Origin of the sequence: Streptomyces sp. CA2R106, from assembly GCF_037034245.1 — a bacterium.
Lineage (GTDB): Bacteria > Actinomycetota > Actinomycetes > Streptomycetales > Streptomycetaceae > Actinacidiphila.
Genome location: NZ_JBAGKC010000004.1, coordinates 286137 through 304332, shown reverse-complemented (window position 1 = coordinate 304332; position 18196 = coordinate 286137). Strand labels below are relative to the sequence as shown.

Here is an 18196-nt window from a genome sequence, read left to right as displayed (position 1 = left end):
CCGCGCCCGGCGCCGCCACCGGCCGCGACGGCCGCCGTTTTGGCCCGGACCCCGGCCCGCCCGGTAATCTCGCGGCCGTGCCCACAGCTGATCAACCCACCCTCAGACCGCCGGGCGCCCCGCGCCCGGCCCACGTGCGCCCCACGCCGCTGGCCGACCTCGCCCGCCGCCTGCCAGGAGCCGCGGACCCGGCGGCCGGCCCCGCGGCCGACGGCGGCCCGCAGGTCACCGGCATCACGCACGACTCCCGCGCGGTCCGCCCCGGCGACCTGTACGCGGCCCTGCCCGGCGCCCGCGCGCACGGCGCCGACTTCGCCGACCAGGCCGCCCGGGCCGGCGCGGTGGCGGTGCTGACCGACCCCGCCGGCGCCGAACGCGCCGCCGCCACCGGACTGCCCGTCCTCACCGCGCCCGACCCGCGCGCGCAGATGGGCGAGCTCGCCGCCGTCGTCTACGGCCGGCCCGGCGAGGGCATGCTGCGGATCGGCATCACCGGCACCTCCGGCAAGACCACCACCTCCTACCTCGTCGAAGGAGGGCTGCGGGCCGGCCACGCCGCCGGCCGCACCGGGCTGATCGGCACCGTCGAGACCCGGATCGGCGACGAGCGGATCAAGAGCGAGCGCACCACCCCCGAGGCCACCGACCTCCAGGCGCTCTTCGCGGTGATGCGCGAACGCGGCGTGGACGCGGCGGTCATGGAGGTCTCCAGCCACGCCCTGGTCCTCGGCCGGGTCGACGGCACCGTCTTCGACGTCGGGGTCTTCACCAACCTCAGCCCGGAGCACATGGAGTTCCACTCCGGCATGGAGGACTACTTCCAGGCCAAGGCGCGGCTGTTCACCCCGCAGCGCAGCCGGCTGGGCGTGGTCAACCTCGACGACGAGTACGGCCGCCGGCTCGTCGCCGAAGCCTCGGTGCCGCTGGTCACGTTCTCCGCGCAGGGCAGCCTCGACGCCGACTGGCGGGCGGAGGACGTACAGGCCGGCCCGATGGACAGCCGCTTCACCTCGATCGGCCCCAAGGGCGAGCGGGTGCGGGCCGTGGCGCCGCTGCCCGGCCCGTTCAACGTCGCCAACACCCTGGCCGCGCTGGCCGCGCTGGCCGCCGCCGGCGTCGACCCGCAGACCGCCGCCGACGGCATCGCCGCCGTCCCCGGCGTCCCGGGCCGGCTGGAGCGGGTCGACGCCGGGCAGCCCTACCTGGCGGTCGTGGACTACGCCCACAAGACCGACGCCGTGGAGTCGGTGCTGCGCGCGCTGCGCACCACCACCGACGGCCGTATCCACGCCGTGCTCGGCTGCGGCGGCGACCGGGACGCCACCAAGCGCGGCCCGATGGGCGCGGCCCTCGCCCGGCTCGCCGACACCGCCGTCCTCACGTCGGACAACCCGCGCTCGGAGGACCCGCTCCAGATCCTCACCGCGATGCTCGCCGGCGCCGCCCAGGTGCCGGCCGCGCAGCGCGGACACGTCATCGTCGAACCCGACCGGGCCGCCGCGGTGGCCGCCGCCGTCGCGCTCGCGCGGCCCGGCGACATCGTGCTGGTGGCCGGCAAGGGCCATGAGCAGGGCCAGGACATCGCCGGAGAGGTACGCCCCTTCGACGACCGAGAGGTGCTGCGCGCCGCGATCGATAAGGACCGACAAGAACAGTGATCCCACTCACCCTCGCCGAGGTCGCACGCGCGGTCGGCGGGAGCACGCACGACATACCGGACAGTGCGGTGCGCGTCACGGGCCCGGTGGTCAAGGACTCCCGCGAGGTGGTCCCCGGCGCCCTGTTCGTCGCGTTCGCCGGGGAGCGCTCCGACGGGCACGACTTCGCCGCCAAGGCCGTCGCCGACGGCGCGGTGGCGGTCCTCGCGGCCCGCCCGGTCGGCGTGCCCGCCGTCGTGGTCGACGACGTCCAGGCCGCGCTGGGCGCCCTCGCCCGCCATGTCATCGAGCGGCTGGGCGCGACCGTGGTGGCGCTGACCGGCTCGGCCGGCAAGACCAGCACCAAGGACCTGCTCGCGCAGCTCCTCCAGCGCCTGGCGCCCACCGTGTGGACACCCGGCTCGTTCAACAACGAGATCGGGCTGCCGCTGACCGCGCTCGGCGCCGACGAGGGCACCCGCCACCTGGTGCTGGAGATGGGCGCCCGCGGCATCGGCCACATCGCCTACCTGACCGGGCTCACCCCGCCCCGGATCGGGCTGGTGCTCAACGTGGGCAGCGCGCACATCGGCGAGTTCGGCGGCCGCGAGCAGATCGCGCAGGCCAAGGGCGAACTCGTCGAGGCGCTGCCGAGCGCGGCCGAGGGCGGCGTCGCCGTGCTCAACGCGGACGACCCGCTGGTGAGTGCCATGCGCACCCGAACCACGGCGAAAGTGGTGACCTTCGGCGAAGCCCCCGAAGCGGACGTACGCGCCGAGAACGTGACGCTCAACGCCAGCGGACAGCCCCACTTCACGCTGCGCACACCCTCCGGGTGCGCCGAAGTGACCTTGCGCCTGTACGGTGAGCATCACGTGTCGAACGCGCTCGCCGCGGCCGCCGTCGCCCGTGAACTCGGCATGCCTGTCGAGGAGATCGCCACCGCGCTCTCCGCGGCCGGCTCGCTCTCGCACTGGCGGATGGAGGTCACCGAGCTTCCCGACGGCGTGACGGTCATCAACGACGCCTACAACGCGAACCCCGAATCCATGAGGGCAGCCCTGCGCACACTCGCGGCGATGGGCAGCTCCGTACGGGCCCGGGGGGGCCGTACCTGGGCGGTGCTGGGGACGATGGCCGAACTCGGCGAGCAGTCGCTCGCTGAGCACGACGCGGTGGGGCGGCTGGCCGTCCGACTCAACGTCAGCAAGCTCGTGGCCGTCGGCGGTACCGAAGCCGGTTGGCTGCAAATGGGCGCTTACAACGAGGGTTCGTGGGGTGAGGAGTCGGTGCACGTGTCCGACGCGGAGGCGGCGGTCGACCTGGTGCGCGCGCAGGTGCGGCCGGGAGATGTCGTGCTGGTGAAGGCATCGAGGTCGGTGGGGCTTGAGTCCGTCGCCCTCGCGCTGATCGAGGGCGCCGGTGGCGCGGCCCGCGAGGGTGCCACCCGATGAAGCAGATCCTCGTCTCCGGTGTTCTGGGACTGTTCCTGTCGCTGTTCGGCACCCCGCTGCTGATCCGCCTGCTGGCCCGCAAGGGCTACGGGCAGATGATCCGGGACGACGGCCCGAAGGCGCACCACAGCAAGCGCGGTACGCCCACCATGGGCGGCATCGCCTTCATCTCCGCCACGGTGCTCGCCTACGTCATCACCAAGCTCGCCACCGGTGACAAGGCCACCATGTCCGGGGTGCTGGTGCTGTTCCTGACCGTCGGCATGGGCCTGGTCGGCTTCCTCGACGACTACATCAAGATCGTCAAGCAGCGCAGCCTGGGCCTGCGGGCCAAGGCGAAGATGGCCGGGCAGCTCATCGTCGGCATCGCCTTCGCGGTGCTGGCGCTGAACTTCCACGACTCGCGCGGCCAGACCCCGGCGTCCACGAAGCTCTCCTTCACCACGGACTTCGGCTGGTCGATCGGCCCGGTGATCTTCGTGATCTGGGCGCTGTTCATGATCCTGGCGATGTCCAACGGCGTGAACCTCACCGATGGCCTCGACGGCCTGGCCACCGGCGCGTCCGTGATGGTCTTCGCCGCCTACACCGTCATCGGCGTCTGGCAGTACGGCCAGTGGTGCGGCGCCCCGGTCAGCGCCAACGGCGCCTGCTACGAGGTGCGCGACCCGCTCGACCTGGCCGTGGTGGCCGCCGCGCTGATGGGCGCCTGCTTCGGCTTCCTGTGGTGGAACACCTCGCCCGCGAAGATCTTCATGGGCGACACCGGCTCGCTCGCGCTGGGCGGCGCGCTGGCCGGCTTCGCGATCTGCTCGCGCACCGAACTGCTGCTGGCGATCCTCGGCGGCCTGTTCGTGCTGATCACCATGTCCGTGGTCATCCAGGTCGGCTCCTTCCGGCTCACCGGCAAGCGGGTCTTCCGGATGGCGCCACTCCAGCACCACTTCGAACTCAAGGGCTGGAGCGAGGTCCTGATCGTGGTCCGCTTCTGGATCATCCAGGGCATGTGCATGGCCGTCGGCCTCGGCCTGTTCTACGCGGCCTGGGTGGCGGCGTCATGACGGGCCCCCAGCCCGGCGCCGACCCGGCCGAGGGGAACGGCCCGGCCCGCTTCGGCGACCTGGCCGACTTCAAGGGCGCCGCGGTCACCGTCGCCGGGCTGGGCGTCTCCGGGGTGCCCGCCGCGAAGGCGCTGCTGCGCCTGGGCGCGCACGTCACCGTGGTCAACGGCCCGGCCGGCGACAAGCAGCGCGCCGAGGCGGCCGAACTGACCGCGCTCGGCGCGGCCGTACGCCTCGGCGACGCCGAGACCCTCCCCGGCGGCACCGAACTGGTCGTCACCACCCCCGGGTGGAAGCCGTCCAGCCCGCTCTTCGCGGCCGCCGAGGCCGCCGGGGTGCAGGTGTGGGGCGACGTCGAACTCGCCTGGCGGCTGCGCGGACCGGACGCGGCGCCCTGGCTGGCGATCACCGGCACCAACGGCAAGACCACCGCCACCCGGATGCTCGCCGCGATCCTCACCGCGGCGGGCCTGCGCACCGCGGCCGTCGGCAACATCGGAGTCTCGCTCTTCGACGTGGTGCTCGGCGAGCCCGCGGACGGGCCCTACGACGTGCTGGCCGTCGAGCTGTCCAGCTACCAGCTGCACTGGGCGCCGAGCCTGCGGCCGCACTCCGCGGCCGTGCTCAACCTCGCACCCGACCACCTGGACTGGCACGGCTCGATGGCCGCGTACGCCGCGGACAAGGGCCGGATCTTCCACGGCAACCAGGTCGCCTGCGTGTACAACACCGCGGACCCCGAGACCGAGCGGCTGGTCCGCGAGGCCGACGTCGAGGAGGGCTGCCGGGCGATCGGCTTCACCCTCGCCGCACCCGGGCTCTCGCAGTTCGGCGTGGTCGACGGCATCCTCGTGGACCGCGCGTTCGTCGAGGACCGGCAGCACCGGGCACAGGAGCTGGCCGAGGTCGCGGACGTCCAGCCGCCGGCCCCGCACAACATCGCCAACGCGCTGGCCGCCGCCGCGCTGGCCCGCGCCTTCGGCGTCCCGCCCACCGCCGTACGCGAGGGCCTGCGGGCCTTCCGGCCGGACGCCCACCGCATCGCCGAGGTCGCCGTCCTGGACGGTGTCGCCTACGTCGACGACTCCAAGGCCACCAACACGCACGCGGCCGCCGCCTCCCTGGCGGCCTACCCGTCGGTGGTCTGGCTGGCCGGCGGGCTGGCGAAGGGCGCGGAGTTCGACGAACTGGCCGCGGCCGCCGCGGACCGGCTGCGCGCGGTGGTGCTCTTCGGCGCCGACCGGGCGGTGATCCGGGAAGCACTGGCGCGACACGCCCCGCAGGTCCCGGTGGTGGAGCTGGAACGGACCGACACTGGGGCGATGTCCGCCGCCGTCGGCACGGCCCGCGACCTCGCCCGGCCGGGCGACACGGTCCTGCTCGCCCCGGCCTGTGCGTCGATGGACATGTTCACCAACTACAACCAGCGTGGTGACCTGTTCGCCGAGGCGGTACGGGCGCTCGCCGCCGCCGACGGGCAGCAGGAGGCCGGCCCGGCCGGCCACGGCCGCTGACCGGCGGCCCCGGCTCGGGGCGGCGGCCGGCCGTACCCGCGCACTGAGGAGGGGACGCATGCCCCGTGACCGCTTCACCGCCCCGGGCGGCGCCGACGAGCGCCCCCCGGGCGCGGTCCGCCGCCAGGTCGACGGCGCGGACCGGCTGCCGCCGCCCGTCCGCGCGGCCCGGCAGCCGGGCCGGGGCGACGAAACCCCCGAGGGCGGCCGCCGCACCACCCCGGGCCGACCGCCCGCGGCCGGCGGGTCTTCCGCAGGCGGCGGCATGGGTCGGCTGTCGCCGTCCGGGCGTGGCGGGGCCGCGGCGAAGGGCGCTCCCGGTGCCCGGGGTGGCGGTGCCGCTTCCGGTGGTGGGCGGGCCGCGCGCTCGGCGGGGGCGGCCGCCGCCCGACCCCGGAGCGGCCATGTGCCCGCCGCCCGGGCACCCCGCCTCTCCGCCGGAGGCAGCCGCGGCAGCGCCCGCCGCGCCGCGGCCCGGCTGCCGAAGCAGCTGCGCGAGGCATGGGACCGCCCGCTCACCGCGTACTACGTGATCATGGGCGCCGCGCTGCTGATCACGGTGCTCGGCCTGGTGATGGTGTACTCCGCGTCGATGATCCAGGCGCTGCGCTACGGCCTGCCCTCGACGTACTACTTCCGCAAGCAGCTGATGGCCGTGGCGATCGGCTCGGTGCTGCTGTACGCGGCCGCGCGGATGCCGATCCGGCTGCACCGGGCACTGGCGTACCCGCTGCTGCTCGGCGCGGTCTTCCTGATGTGCCTGGTCCAGGTCCCGGGGATAGGGCAGACGGTCAACGGCAACACCAACTGGCTGTCCATCGGCGGCCCGTTCCAGCTCCAGCCCAGCGAGTTCGGGAAGCTCGCGCTGGTGCTGTGGGGCGCGGACCTGCTCGCCCGCAAGAACGAGAAGAAGCTGCTCACCCAGTGGAAGCACCTGCTGGTCCCGCTGGTGCCGGTGGCCGTCCTGCTGCTCGGCCTGATCATGCTCGGCGGCGACATGGGCACCACCATGGTGCTCACCGCGGTGCTCTTCGGCCTGCTGTGGCTGGCCGGCGCCCCGACCCGGATGTTCACCGGGGTGCTCGCCGCGGCCGGCGCGCTGGCCGCGCTCTTCGTGCTGACCAGCCCGAACCGGATGGGCCGGCTGCACTGCATCGCCGCGACCTCGCCGGGCGCAGGCGACCAGTGCTGGCAGGCCGTGCACGGCATCTACGCCCTCGCGTCCGGCGGCTGGTTCGGCACCGGCCTGGGCGCCAGCGTGGAGAAATGGGGCGAACTGCCCGAGCCGCACACCGACTTCATCTTCGCCGTGACCGGTGAGGAACTCGGTCTGGCCGGGACGCTGTCCGTCCTCGCCCTCTTCGCGGCACTAGGCTACGCGGGTATCCGCGTGGCCGGTCGTACGGAGGACCCCTTCGTCAGGTTCGCAGCGGGTGGCGTGACCACCTGGATCACGGTGCAGTCCGTGATCAACGTCGGTGCGGTGCTCGGCCTGCTGCCGATCGCCGGGGTCCCGCTGCCGCTGTTCTCCTACGGGGGGTCGGCCCTCCTGCCGACCATGTACGCGGTGGGCCTGCTGATCGCCTTCGCCAGGAGCGAGCCGGCGGCGCGGGCCGCCCTGGTCACCCGGGAACGCAGCTCCCTGACCAGGGCGATGAGACGGACGATGCGACGGCGTACCGGAAGGCGGCCGTCGGGAGAGCGGTGAATTTCGGTGCATGTCGTACTCGCCGGCGGCGGGACCGCCGGCCACATCGAGCCGGCACTCGCGCTCGCCGACGCCCTGCGCCGGCAGGACCCGGCCGTGGGCATCACCGCACTGGGCACCGAGCGCGGACTGGAGACCAGGCTCGTGCCCGAACGCGGCTACGAACTCGCCCTCATCCCCGCGGTGCCGCTGCCGCGCCGGCCCACCCCCGAACTCATCACCGTGCCCGGGCGGCTGCGCGGCACCATCAAGGCCGCCGAGCAGGTGCTCGAACGCACCAAGGCGGACTGCCTCGTCGGCTTCGGCGGCTACGTCGCCCTGCCCGGCTACCTCGCCGCCAAGCGCCTGGGCGTGCCGATCGTCGTCCACGAGGCCAACGCCCGCCCGGGCCTGGCCAACAAGATCGGCTCCCGCTACGCGCACACCGTGGCCGTCGCCACCCCGGACAGCAAGCTGCGCGACGCCCACTACATCGGCATCCCGCTGCGCCGGTCCATCGCCACGCTCGACCGGGCCGCCGCCCGCCCCGAGGCCCGGCACGCCTTCGGCCTGGACCAGAACCTGCCGACGCTGCTGGTCTCCGGCGGCTCCCAGGGCGCCCGGCGGCTCAACGAGGTGGTGGCCGCCGTCGCCCCGCGGCTCCAGCAGTCCGGAGTGCAGATCCTGCACGCGGTCGGCCCGAAGAACGAACTGCCGCAGTCCGACAACATGCCCGGGATGCCGCCGTACCGGCCGGTGCCGTACCTCGATCGGATGGATCTCGCCTACGCCGCCGCGGACATGATGCTGTGCCGGGCCGGTGCGATGACCGTCGCCGAACTCTCCGCGGTCGGGCTGCCCGCGGCGTACGTGCCGCTGCCGATCGGCAACGGCGAGCAGCGGCTCAACGCGCAGCCGGTGGTCCGGGCCGGCGGCGGACTCCTCGTCGACGACGCGGAACTGACGACGGACTGGGTGCTGGGCCAGGTGCTGCCGGTGCTCACCGACCCGCACCGGCTGTACGACATGTCCCGCGCCGCCGCCGAGTTCGGCCGCCGCGACGCGGACGACCTGCTGGTGCGCATGGTGTACGAAGCGGTGGCCGCCCGGCGCTGACGCCGCTCCCGCCGCCGCGCGTTGCCGCGGCCGCGGGCCGACACGTTGCAGGATAGGGGCATTACCGCCCACATCGGAGGCCGAGATGACCCGACTCGCATCGCCCGGCGCGAGCCGTGTGGAGGGCGGGCCGCGCCCGTCCAGCCGGATGGATTCCGGGAGTTCCCGGGTGCGCCGCCGGCGCCGCGCCCTGCTGCTGGGGCTGGTCGCGCTGACCGTGGTCGGCGGGGGCGGCGGCTATCTGGTCTACGGCTCCCCGCTGCTGCGGGCCGAGCACGTCAAGGTCAGCGGAAATTCCGTATTGACCGATGATCAGATCGTCGGTGCGGCGAAAGTCCCCCTCGGCGGCGCCCTGTTCTCCGTGGACACCGGCGCCGTCAGCAGGCGCCTCACCGCCGCGCTGCCGCGGATCGACCATGTGGCGGTGGAGCGCTCCTGGCCGCACACCGTGCGGTTGAGGATCACCGAACGCACCCCGTCGGCCGTCCTGAAGAACGGCACCCGGTTCACCGAAGTCGACCGCGACGGCGTGCGGTTCGCCACCGTGGCGAAGGCCCCCCGCGGCGTTCCGCTGATCCAGTTGGCCGCCCCGCGCGCGGCCAGCGTCCGCCAGTTCGGCACCAAGGGACTGCTGCGCGCGGCCATCGAGGTCTCCGCCGATCTGCCGCGCGCCCTGAACGGCCACGCCACCGCGATCCGGGTGCGCTCCTACGACGGCATCACCGTCGAACTCTCCGGCGGGCGCGAGGTGGTGTGGGGGAGCAGCACGGACGGCGCAGCCAAGGCGCGCGTGCTCACCGCACTGATGAAGGCGCAGCCCGACGCGACGCACTACGACGTCAGTGCGCCCACCGCCCCTGCCGCGTCAGGGAGTTGACGCGGCGCCGGCCAAGCGGGACAAGGCGTGCGGCCCCGGCTGCGCAACGGACAGCGTGATCACATAGGGTGAAAAGAAAAACGGGAGGTTCGGCGTGTTCGTTGAACCGCCACCGCTTGTCGACTTAGTGTCTCGTCCCAAGGGAACACATGGGACCCGCTTACGGCTAACCCTAAACCTCAGCGTTAGGGTTCGTCCCGGCATCGGCGAGCGTAACCGACCGTCCCACCGATTCGTAACTCGAGGCGAGAGGCCTTCGACGTGGCAGCACCGCAGAACTATCTCGCAGTCATCAAAGTCGTCGGCATCGGCGGCGGTGGCGTCAACGCCATCAACCGGATGATCGAGGTCGGTCTCAAGGGCGTCGAGTTCATCGCGATCAACACCGATGCACAGGCCCTGCTCATGAGCGACGCCGACGTCAAGCTCGACGTCGGCCGCGAACTGACCCGGGGCCTCGGTGCGGGCGCCAACCCCGACGTCGGCCGCAAGGCGGCGGAGGACCACCGCGAGGAGATCGAAGAGGTGCTCAAGGGCGCCGACATGGTCTTCGTCACCGCGGGCGAGGGCGGCGGCACCGGCACCGGTGGCGCCCCCGTCGTGGCCAACATCGCCCGCTCGCTCGGCGCGCTGACCATCGGTGTGGTGACCCGCCCCTTCACCTTCGAGGGCCGGCGTCGCGCCAACCAGGCCGAGGACGGCATCGCCGGCCTGCGCGAGAACGTCGACACCCTGATCGTGATCCCCAACGACCGGCTGCTGTCGATCTCCGACCGCCAGGTGAGCGTCCTGGACGCCTTCCGCTCCGCGGACCAGGTGCTGCTGTCCGGTGTGCAGGGCATCACCGACCTGATCACCACCCCGGGCCTGATCAACCTCGACTTCGCCGACGTCAAGTCGGTGATGTCCGAGGCGGGTTCGGCGCTCATGGGCATCGGCTCCGCCCGCGGCGACGACCGCGCGGTCGCCGCGGCCGAGATGGCGATCTCCTCGCCGCTGCTGGAAGCCTCCATCGACGGCGCCCGCGGTGTGCTGCTGTCCATCTCCGGCGGCTCCGACCTCGGCCTGTTCGAGATCAACGAAGCGGCCCAACTGGTCAGCGAGGCCGCCCACCCCGAGGCGAACATCATCTTCGGCGCGGTCATCGACGACGCCCTCGGCGACGAGGTGCGGGTCACCGTGATCGCCGCCGGCTTCGACGGCGGCCAGCCGCCCACCAAGGGCGGCCGGGAGAAGCTGGTCGGCGGCTACACCGCCCGCGAGGACTCCGGCAGCGGCACCGGCCCGTCCGGCGCCGGCCGCGCCGCCGGCGCCGACGCCGGCCGGCCCACCTCGTCGTTCACCGGCATCGGCAGCGTGCCGGCCCCGCCGGCCGAGCGCGACCCGGAGCCGGAGAGCGAGCCGGTCGCCGAGACCTCCCCGACCCCGGTCGGCCCGCTGGTCCCGCCGGCCCGGCCGTACCAGGACCCGGCCGTCGAGGAACTCGACGTCCCCGACTTCCTGAAGTGACCGCCCGGCAGTGATAGGGCACAGCACGACCGTGGGCGGCGCGCACTTCGCCTTCACCGACCGGTGGGGCGGGGTGAGCGCCGTTCCGTATGACAGCCTCAACCTCGGTGGCGCGGTGGGCGACGAGCCGGCCGCCGTCCTGGCGAACCGGGACCGCGCCGCGCGGGCGCTGGGCCGCGACCCCGCGCGCGTGGTGTGGATGCACCAGGTGCACGGCCGCGACGTCGTCGCCGTCGACCGCCCGTGGGGCGACCGGCCGGCGCCCGCCGCCGACGCCGTCGTCACCACCCGCGCCGACCTCACCCTCGCGGTGCTCACCGCCGACTGCGTGCCGGTGCTGCTCGCCGACCCCGACGCCGGGGTGGTCGCCGCCGCGCACGCCGGGCGCCCCGGCCTGCTGGCCGGCGTGGTGCCGGCGGCCGTGGACGCGATGGTCGAGCACGGCGCACGCCGGGAGCGGATCAGCGCACTGCTCGGCCCCTCGGTGTGCGGTAAGTGCTATGAAGTGCCCGCCGCGCTCCGGAGCGAGGTCGCGGCCGCCGTGCCCGAGTCGTACGCCGAAACGAGCTGGGGTACGCCCGCGCTCGACGTGGGCGCCGGAGTGACCGCCCAACTCGCGCGCTGCGGCGTACGGGTGGTCGAGGGGCCGGCCGTCTGCACGCGGGAGTCCGCGGACCACTTCTCCTACCGCCGCGACCGCACCACCGGTCGGCTGGCGGGCTACGTCTGGTGCGACGGCGGACCTGCCGGCGCTGCCGGCGCGGGCGCCTCGGCGCCGGAACGGACCGGGTGAACGCGCGTGCCCAGCAGAGTCGAACAGATCTCCGTGAACCTCGCGGCGGTGCGCGACCGGATCGCGCGCGCGTGCGACGCGGCCGGCCGCGGCCGCGACGAGGTCACCCTGATCGTGGTGACGAAGACCTATCCGGCCGAGGACGTCCGCACGTTGGCCGGGCTCGGCGTCCGGCACGTGGCCGAGAACCGCGACCAGGACGCCGCGCCCAAGGCGGCCGCCTGCGCCGAACTCCCGCTGACCTGGCACTTCGTGGGACAGTTGCAGACCAACAAGGTGCGCTCCGTGGTCCGTTACGCTGACCATGTGCACTCGGTCGACCGCCCCCGCCTGGTCGCCGCGCTGTCCGGCGCGGCGGTGGCCGCGGGCAGACCGCTCGGCTGCCTGGTCCAGGTCGCCCTGGACGCCGAGTCCGGCGACCGCGGCGAGCGCGGCGGGGTGGCTCCCGACGCGGTGGGCCCGCTCGCCGACGCCATCGCCGCCACCGACGGGCTGCGGCTCGACGGCGTGATGACCGTCGCCCCGCTCGCCGGCCGGTACGCCGGCCAACCGCGGGCGGCCTTCGATCGGTTGGTGGAAATCTCATCCCGCCTGCGCGAGACGCATCCGGCTGCGAACATGGTCTCGGCAGGGATGAGTCAGGATCTCGACGAAGCGGTGGCGGCCGGAGCGACACATGTACGCGTCGGTACGGCGGTACTCGGAGTCCGTCCCGGGCTCCGGTAACGTCACCAAACAAGTCGGACCACAGCATAAATATGGTGTGGCGGCCGCCGAGGGCGGCGGCCGCGGACCGAACCCCCGCTGAGAGGACGCAGAGCATGGCCGGCGCGATGCGCAAGATGGCGGTCTACCTCGGCCTCGTGGAGGACGACGGGTACGACGGGCCGGGTTTTGACCCTGACGACGAGTTCGAGCCCGAGATGGCCGCGCCGCCCAGCGGTCGCGCCGACCCGGAGCCCGAGCACGTCGCCCCCCGCCGACCGCACAGCCAGCACGTGGCGCCGAGCCCGCAGCCGCAGGACGAACCCCCGCGACTGGTACATGCCCCGGCGCCGCGCGAACCGCGGATCGCCCCAGTGGCATCCATCACACCCGAACGCCAGAACCTGGAGAAGAACGCACCGGTGATCATGCCCAAGGTCGTGTCAGAGCGGGAGCCGTACCGGATCACCACGCTGCACCCCCGGACCTACAACGAAGCCCGTACCATCGGGGAACACTTCCGCGAAGGCACCCCGGTGATCATGAACTTGACGGAGATGGACGACACCGACGCGAAGCGACTTGTCGACTTTGCCGCCGGTCTGGTCTTCGGCCTGCACGGCAGCATCGAGCGGGTGACGCAGAAGGTCTTCCTTCTCTCGCCTGCTAACGTCGATGTCACGGCGGAGGACAAGGCTCGCATCGCCGAGGGTGGGTTCTTCAACCAGAGCTAGCCTGAACCTGGTCTGACCAGGCAGAACGCAACCGCACGACATGTAGGACCCGGTCGGCAGGCCGATGGATGAGCAGGGGAGAGGGAAGCGCGATGAATGTCGCACTCCAGGTGCTGTACATCGCGCTGTACTGCCTCCTGTTCGTGCTCATCTTCCGTTTGGTGATGGATTACGTCTTCCAGTTCGCCCGTTCATGGCACCCTGGGAAGGCGATGGTGGTCATCCTGGAGGCCGCCTACACTGTCACCGATCCGCCACTTAAGCTTCTGCGGCGTTTCATTCCGCCGCTACGTCTCGGGGGCGTGGCGCTCGACCTGTCCTTCTTCGTATTGATGATCATCGTATACATCCTGATCTCCGTCGTCGGGGGTCTGATGTGAACGGTGCGGGCTCCCGATATGTCGACGATCACGTTGAGGTGAAGAGATGCCGCTGACCCCCGAGGACGTTCGGAACAAGCAGTTCACGACCGTCCGCCTCCGAGAGGGCTATGACGAGGACGAGGTCGACGCCTTCCTCGACGAGGTGGAGGCGGAGCTGACCCGACTGCTCCGCGAGAACGAGGACCTGCGGGCCAAGCTGGCCGCCGCGACTCGGGCCGCCGCTGCCAACCAGCAGCAGCAGTCGCAGCAGAACATGCGCAAGCCGGAGCAGCAGGATCGTCCGGTGCCCGCCGCCATATCCGGTCCGCAGCCGGTGCAGCAGCAGATGCCGCAGCAGCAGGTGGGCCCGCCCCAGCTGCCGGGCGGCGCGCCGCAGTTGCCGGCTGGACCGAGCGGCCAGCAGCAGCACGGGCCCGGCCCGATGCAGCAGATGGGCCAGCACCCCATGCAGCAGGGCCCCGGCCCGATGGGGCAGATGGGCGGCCAGCACCCGATGCAGCAGGGGCACCCCATGCAGCAGCAGGGTCCCGGCGGCATGCAGGGTCCCGGCGGTCCCGGTGGACCGGGTATGCAGGGTCCCGGCGGTCCCGGTGGACCGGGTATGCAGGGCCCCGGCGGCCCCGGCCCGATGGGCCAGCACCCGATGCAGCAGCAGGGCCCCGGTGGCGACAGCGCCGCCCGCGTCCTCTCGCTCGCCCAGCAGACCGCGGACCAGGCCATCGCCGAGGCGCGTTCCGAGGCCAACAAGATCGTCGGTGAGGCGCGCAGCCGTGCCGAGGGCCTGGAGCGGGACGCCCGCGCCAAGGCCGACGCGCTGGAGCGGGACGCCCAGGAGAAGCACCGCGTCGCGATGGGCTCCCTGGAGTCCGCGCGGGCCACGCTCGAGCGCAAGGTCGAGGACCTGCGCGGCTTCGAGCGGGAGTACCGCACCCGGCTGAAGTCCTACCTGGAGTCGCAGCTGCGCCAGTTGGAGAACCAGGCGGACGACTCGCTCGCCCCGCCGCGGACCTCCCCGCCCGCGCCGTCGCTGCCCTCCGCACCCTCCATGGGCGGCGGGTCGATGGGCGGCAACAGCTCCATGGGCGGAATGGCGCCCGCGGGTGCCGGTGCGTCCATGGGCCACAGCGGCTCCGGCGGACCGTCCTACGGCGGCGGCGCGCAGAACGGCGCCATGAGCAACGCGGCGATGGGCAACGGCGCCATGAGCAACGGCCACACGCCCGGCCCGACGTACGGCGGCCAGCAGCAGATGTCGCCCGCGATGACCCAGCCGATGGCACCGGTGCGGCCCCAGGGCCCGCAGCCGTTGCAGCAGGCGCCCACGCCGATGCGCGGGTTCCTCATCGACGAGGACGACAACTGAACAGCTAGGTCGGCGCGGTAGCGCCACCCGTCCAGCACGACGAAGGTCCGGGCCCCCGGGGAAACATTTCCCCAGTGGGGCCCGGACCTTTTTGCCGTTTCCTGCCGGGCAGCCTGCCTGTCGAGGGCACCGCGAGCCGCCCCTTGAGGGTGGCGGGCACCCTCAAGAGGCGGCGGGGACCTGCGCGGTCAGGCCTTGTGCAGGTGGAAGACCAAGGTGAGCGGCTCGTCGGTGAAGGCGGGGCCGAAGTCGGCGGTGGGCGCGCCCTGGGCGAAGTCCACGGCGAGCACCTCCTCCGCGATCAGCCCGGCGTGCGTGGTCAGGGCGGTGACGACATCGGCGTCCTGCGCCGACCAGCGCACCGCGATGCGGTCGGCGACGTCCAACCCGGACTGTTTGCGGGCCTCCTGGATCAGCCGGATCGCGTCCCGGGCGAGCCCGGCGAGCCGCAGCTCCGGCGTGATCGCGAGGTCGAGCGCGACGGTCGCACCGGAGTCCGAGGCGACGGACCAGCCCTCGCGCGGGGTCTCCGTGACGATGACCTCCTCCGGGGACAACTCCACCGTCTCCCCGTCGACCTGCACGCTGGTGGCGCCCCGCTCCCGCAGCTCGGCCGCGAGCACCGCGGCGTCCGCGGCGGCGACCGCGGCCGCGACCGCCTGCACCCCCTTGCCGAACCGCTTGCCCAGCGCCCGGAAGTTCGCCTTGGCGGTGGTGTCCACCAGCGACCCGCCGACCTCGGCGAGCGCCGCCAGCGAGGAGACGTTCAGCTCCTCCGCGATCTGGTCCCGCAACTCGGCCGGCAGGGTGCCGAAGCCGCTCGCCGCCACCAGCGCCCGGGACAGCGGCTGCCGGGTCTTGACCCCGGACTCCGCGCGGGTGGCGCGGCCGAGTTCGACCAGCCGGCGCACCAGCCGCACCTGCTCCGACAGCTCCGGGTCGATCCGGTCGGCGTCGGCCACCGGCCACTGCGCGAGGTGCACCGAGTCCGGGGCGTCGGGCACCACCGGGACCACCAGGTCCTGCCAGACCCGCTCGGTGATGAACGGCACCAGCGGCGCCATCAGCCGGGTGAAGGTCTCCAGCACGTCGTGCAGGGTGCGCAGCGCCGCCGCGTCACCCTGCCAGAACCGCCGCCGGGAGCGCCGTACGTACCAGTTGGACAGGTCGTCGACGAACGCGGAGAGCAGCTTGCCGGCCCGCTGGGTGTCGAAGTCCTCCAGCGCCTCGGTGGTGTTGCGCACCAGCGCGTTCACCTCGCCGACCAGCCAGCGGTCCAGCAGCGGCCGGTCCGCCACCGCCGGGTCGGCCGCGGACGGCGCCCAGTGGGAGGTGCGGGCGTACAGCGCCTGGAAGGCGACGGTGTTCCAGTAGGTGAGCAGCGTCTTGCGCACCACCTCCTGGATGGTGCCGTGCCCGACCCGGCGGGCCGCCCACGGCGAGCCGCCCGCCGCCATGAACCAGCGCACCGCGTCCGCGCCGTGCTGGTCCATCAACGGGATCGGCTGGAGGATGTTCCCCAGGTGCTTGGACATCTTGCGGCCGTCCTCGGCGAGGATGTGGCCCAGGCAGACCACGTTCTCGTAACTGGACCGGTCGAAGACCAGGGTGCCGATCGCCATCAGCGTGTAGAACCAGCCGCGGGTCTGGTCGATCGCCTCGGAGATGAACTGCGCGGGGTAGGTCCGCTCGAACAGCTCCTTGTTGCGGTACGGGTAGCCCCACTGCGCGAACGGCATCGACCCCGAGTCGTACCAGGCGTCGATCACCTCCGGCACCCGGGTCGCGGTCGCCCGGCAGGTCGGGCAGGGGAAGGTGACCGCGTCGATGTACGGGCGGTGCGGGTCGAGCCCGGACTGGTCGGTGCCGGTCAGCTCGGTCAGCTCCGCCCGCGAGCCGACGCAGGTGAGGTGGCCGTCGGCGCAGCGCCAGATGGGCAGCGGAGTGCCCCAGTAGCGGCTGCGGGACAGCGCCCAGTCCACGTTGTTGTCCAGCCAGTCCCCGAAGCGGCCGTGCTTGACGGTCTCCGGGTACCAGTTGGTGCGCTCGTTCTCCCGCAGCAGCGCGTCCTTGACCGCGGTGGTGCGGATGTACCAGGACGGCTGGGCGTAGTAGAGCAGCGCGGTGTGGCAGCGCCAGCAGTGCGGGTAGCTGTGCTCGTACGGCAGGTGCCGGAAGAGGCGGCCGGCCGCGTCGAGTTCGGCGACCAGCGTCTCGTCGGCCTTCTTGAAGAACACCCCGCCGACTTCTGGCACGTCCGGCTCGAAGGTGCCGTCCGGGCGGACCGGGTTGACCACCGGCAGGTCGTACGCGCGGCAGGTCTTCAGGTCGTCCTCGCCGAACGCGGGGGACTGGTGCACCAGACCGGTGCCGTCCTCGGTGGTGACGTACTCGGCGTTGACGACGAAGTGCGCGTCGGGGATCTCCACGTAGTCGAACGGGCGCCGGTAGGTCCAGCGCTCCATCTCGCGCCCGGTGAAGGTCTGCCCGGTGGCCGTCCACCCTTCGCCCAGCGCCTTGCCGAGCAGCGGCTCGGCGACGACCAGCTGCTCGGTCCCGTCGGTGGCCACCACGTAGGTGACCTCGGGGTGGGCGGCGACCGCGGTGTTGGAGACCAGCGTCCAGGGGGTGGTCGTCCACACCAGGAGCGCGGCCTGACCGGCCAGCGGCCCCGAGGTGAGCGGGAAGCGCACGTAGACCGACGGGTCGACGACCGTCTCGTACCCTTGCGCGAGTTCGTGGTCGGACAGCCCGGTCTGGTCGCGGGGGCACCAGGGCGCGACCCGGTAGTCCTGGACGAGCAGGCCCTTGTCGAAGATCTGCTTCAGCGACCACCACACCGACTCGATGTACTGCGGGTCCATGGTGCGGTAGGCGTCGTCGAGGTCCACCCAGTAACCCATGCGCGTGGTCAGCTCGGTGAAGGCGTCGGTGTGGCGGGTCACCGACGCACGGCACTTCGCGTTGAACTCCGCGATGCCGTACTTCTCGATGTCCTGCTTGCCGGTGAAGCCCAGCTCCTTCTCCACCGCCAGCTCGACCGGCAGGCCGTGGCAGTCCCAGCCGGCCTTGCGGGTCACGTGGTGGCCCTGCATGGTCTTGAAGCGCGGGAAGACGTCCTTGAAGACCCGGGCCTCGATGTGGTGGGCGCCGGGCATGCCGTTGGCGGTGGGCGGGCCCTCGTAGAAGATCCAGTCGGGGCGGCCCTCGGACTGCTGGACCGAACGGGCGAAGGTCTTCCGGTCGCTCCACAGCTCCAGCACCTCGCGTTCGAGGGCGGGCAGGTCGACCTGGGCGGGCACCTGGCGGTACTGCGGCTGGCTCATCAGGGGTTCTTCCTCCGGCGGACGCTTGGCGCTGGTC

General features: G+C 72.8%; 14 protein-coding genes. 13 read left to right on the top strand and 1 reads right to left on the bottom strand.

Annotated features, from left to right (window positions below; all coding sequences use genetic code 11):
• The first annotated feature begins 77 nt into the window (after positions 1-77).
• From WA788_RS09050 to WA788_RS08990, 13 genes are all read left to right on the top strand, one after another.
• Positions 78-1658, top strand: a complete 1581-nt coding sequence (locus WA788_RS09050) for a UDP-N-acetylmuramoyl-L-alanyl-D-glutamate--2,6-diaminopimelate ligase (RefSeq protein ID WP_443033996.1) — start codon at positions 78-80, stop codon at positions 1656-1658.
• Entirely contained in the window at positions 1655-3091 is a 1437-nt protein-coding gene (locus tag WA788_RS09045; RefSeq protein WP_335973822.1) for a UDP-N-acetylmuramoyl-tripeptide--D-alanyl-D-alanine ligase, read from the top strand. The genes WA788_RS09050 and WA788_RS09045 overlap by 4 nt, the downstream gene beginning before the upstream one ends.
• The gene (gene mraY, locus WA788_RS09040) at positions 3088-4152 is read left to right on the top strand and encodes a phospho-N-acetylmuramoyl-pentapeptide-transferase (RefSeq protein WP_335973818.1); all 1065 of its coding nucleotides are present in this window, start codon (positions 3088-3090) and stop codon (positions 4150-4152) included. The genes WA788_RS09045 and mraY overlap by 4 nt, the downstream gene beginning before the upstream one ends.
• Positions 4149-5666, top strand: a complete 1518-nt coding sequence (gene murD / locus WA788_RS09035; protein ID WP_335973814.1) for a UDP-N-acetylmuramoyl-L-alanine--D-glutamate ligase — start codon at positions 4149-4151, stop codon at positions 5664-5666. Before mraY ends, murD begins: the two co-directional genes overlap by 4 nt.
• 265 nt (positions 5667-5931) lie before the next feature.
• Complete coding sequence (gene ftsW / locus WA788_RS09030; protein ID WP_335974165.1) at positions 5932-7374, top strand: putative lipid II flippase FtsW; 1443 nt, start codon at positions 5932-5934, stop codon at positions 7372-7374.
• Between the two features lie 6 nt (positions 7375-7380).
• Positions 7381-8469: an undecaprenyldiphospho-muramoylpentapeptide beta-N-acetylglucosaminyltransferase gene (gene murG, locus WA788_RS09025; RefSeq protein WP_335973811.1), complete on the top strand. Its 1089-nt coding sequence runs from the start codon at positions 7381-7383 to the stop codon at positions 8467-8469.
• 85 nt (positions 8470-8554) lie between these two features.
• Positions 8555-9346, top strand: a complete 792-nt coding sequence (locus WA788_RS09020) for a cell division protein FtsQ/DivIB (RefSeq protein WP_335973807.1) — start codon at positions 8555-8557, stop codon at positions 9344-9346.
• Between the two features lie 261 nt (positions 9347-9607).
• Positions 9608-10855, top strand: coding sequence for a cell division protein FtsZ (gene ftsZ / locus WA788_RS09015; protein WP_335973804.1), 1248 nt, complete (start codon positions 9608-9610; stop codon positions 10853-10855).
• A 10-nt stretch (positions 10856-10865) separates the two neighbouring features.
• Positions 10866-11648 (top strand): peptidoglycan editing factor PgeF, encoded by a 783-nt coding sequence (pgeF, locus tag WA788_RS09010; RefSeq protein WP_335973801.1) that lies wholly within the window; start codon positions 10866-10868, stop codon positions 11646-11648.
• 6 nt (positions 11649-11654) lie between these two features.
• Complete coding sequence (locus WA788_RS09005) at positions 11655-12374, top strand: YggS family pyridoxal phosphate-dependent enzyme (protein WP_335973796.1); 720 nt, start codon at positions 11655-11657, stop codon at positions 12372-12374.
• A gap of 95 nt (positions 12375-12469) precedes the next feature.
• Positions 12470-13087, top strand: a complete 618-nt coding sequence (locus tag WA788_RS09000) for a cell division protein SepF (protein ID WP_335973794.1) — start codon at positions 12470-12472, stop codon at positions 13085-13087.
• 92 nt (positions 13088-13179) lie between these two features.
• Positions 13180-13467, top strand: a complete 288-nt coding sequence (locus tag WA788_RS08995; protein WP_335973791.1) for a YggT family protein — start codon at positions 13180-13182, stop codon at positions 13465-13467.
• A gap of 46 nt (positions 13468-13513) precedes the next feature.
• On the top strand, positions 13514-14833 hold the full coding sequence (locus WA788_RS08990; protein WP_335973787.1) for a DivIVA domain-containing protein: 1320 nt from the start codon (positions 13514-13516) through the stop codon (positions 14831-14833).
• Positions 14834-15021: 188 nt separating this feature from the next.
• On the opposite strand, the gene ileS is transcribed toward WA788_RS08990, so the two are convergent.
• Positions 15022-18159, bottom strand: a complete 3138-nt coding sequence (gene ileS / locus WA788_RS08985; RefSeq protein ID WP_335973783.1) for an isoleucine--tRNA ligase — start codon at positions 18157-18159, stop codon at positions 15022-15024.
• Positions 18160-18196: the final 37 nt, after the last annotated feature.

Excerpts from the sequence above, each read along its gene's own strand:
- mraY (WP_335973818.1), top strand. The coding sequence starts at position 3,088 with ATGAAGCAGATCCTCGTCTCCGGTGTTCTGGGACTGTTCCTGTCGCTG.
- murD (WP_335973814.1), top strand. The coding sequence starts at position 4,149 with ATGACGGGCCCCCAGCCCGGCGCCGACCCGGCCGAGGGGAACGGCCCG.
- ftsW (WP_335974165.1), top strand. The coding sequence starts at position 5,932 with ATGGGTCGGCTGTCGCCGTCCGGGCGTGGCGGGGCCGCGGCGAAGGGC.
- WA788_RS09020 (WP_335973807.1), top strand. The coding sequence starts at position 8,555 with ATGACCCGACTCGCATCGCCCGGCGCGAGCCGTGTGGAGGGCGGGCCG.
- WA788_RS09000 (WP_335973794.1), top strand. The coding sequence starts at position 12,470 with ATGGCCGGCGCGATGCGCAAGATGGCGGTCTACCTCGGCCTCGTGGAG.
- WA788_RS08995 (WP_335973791.1), top strand. The coding sequence starts at position 13,180 with ATGAATGTCGCACTCCAGGTGCTGTACATCGCGCTGTACTGCCTCCTG.
- WA788_RS08990 (WP_335973787.1), top strand. The coding sequence starts at position 13,514 with ATGCCGCTGACCCCCGAGGACGTTCGGAACAAGCAGTTCACGACCGTC.
- ileS (WP_335973783.1), bottom strand. The coding sequence starts at position 18,159 with ATGAGCCAGCCGCAGTACCGCCAGGTGCCCGCCCAGGTCGACCTGCCC.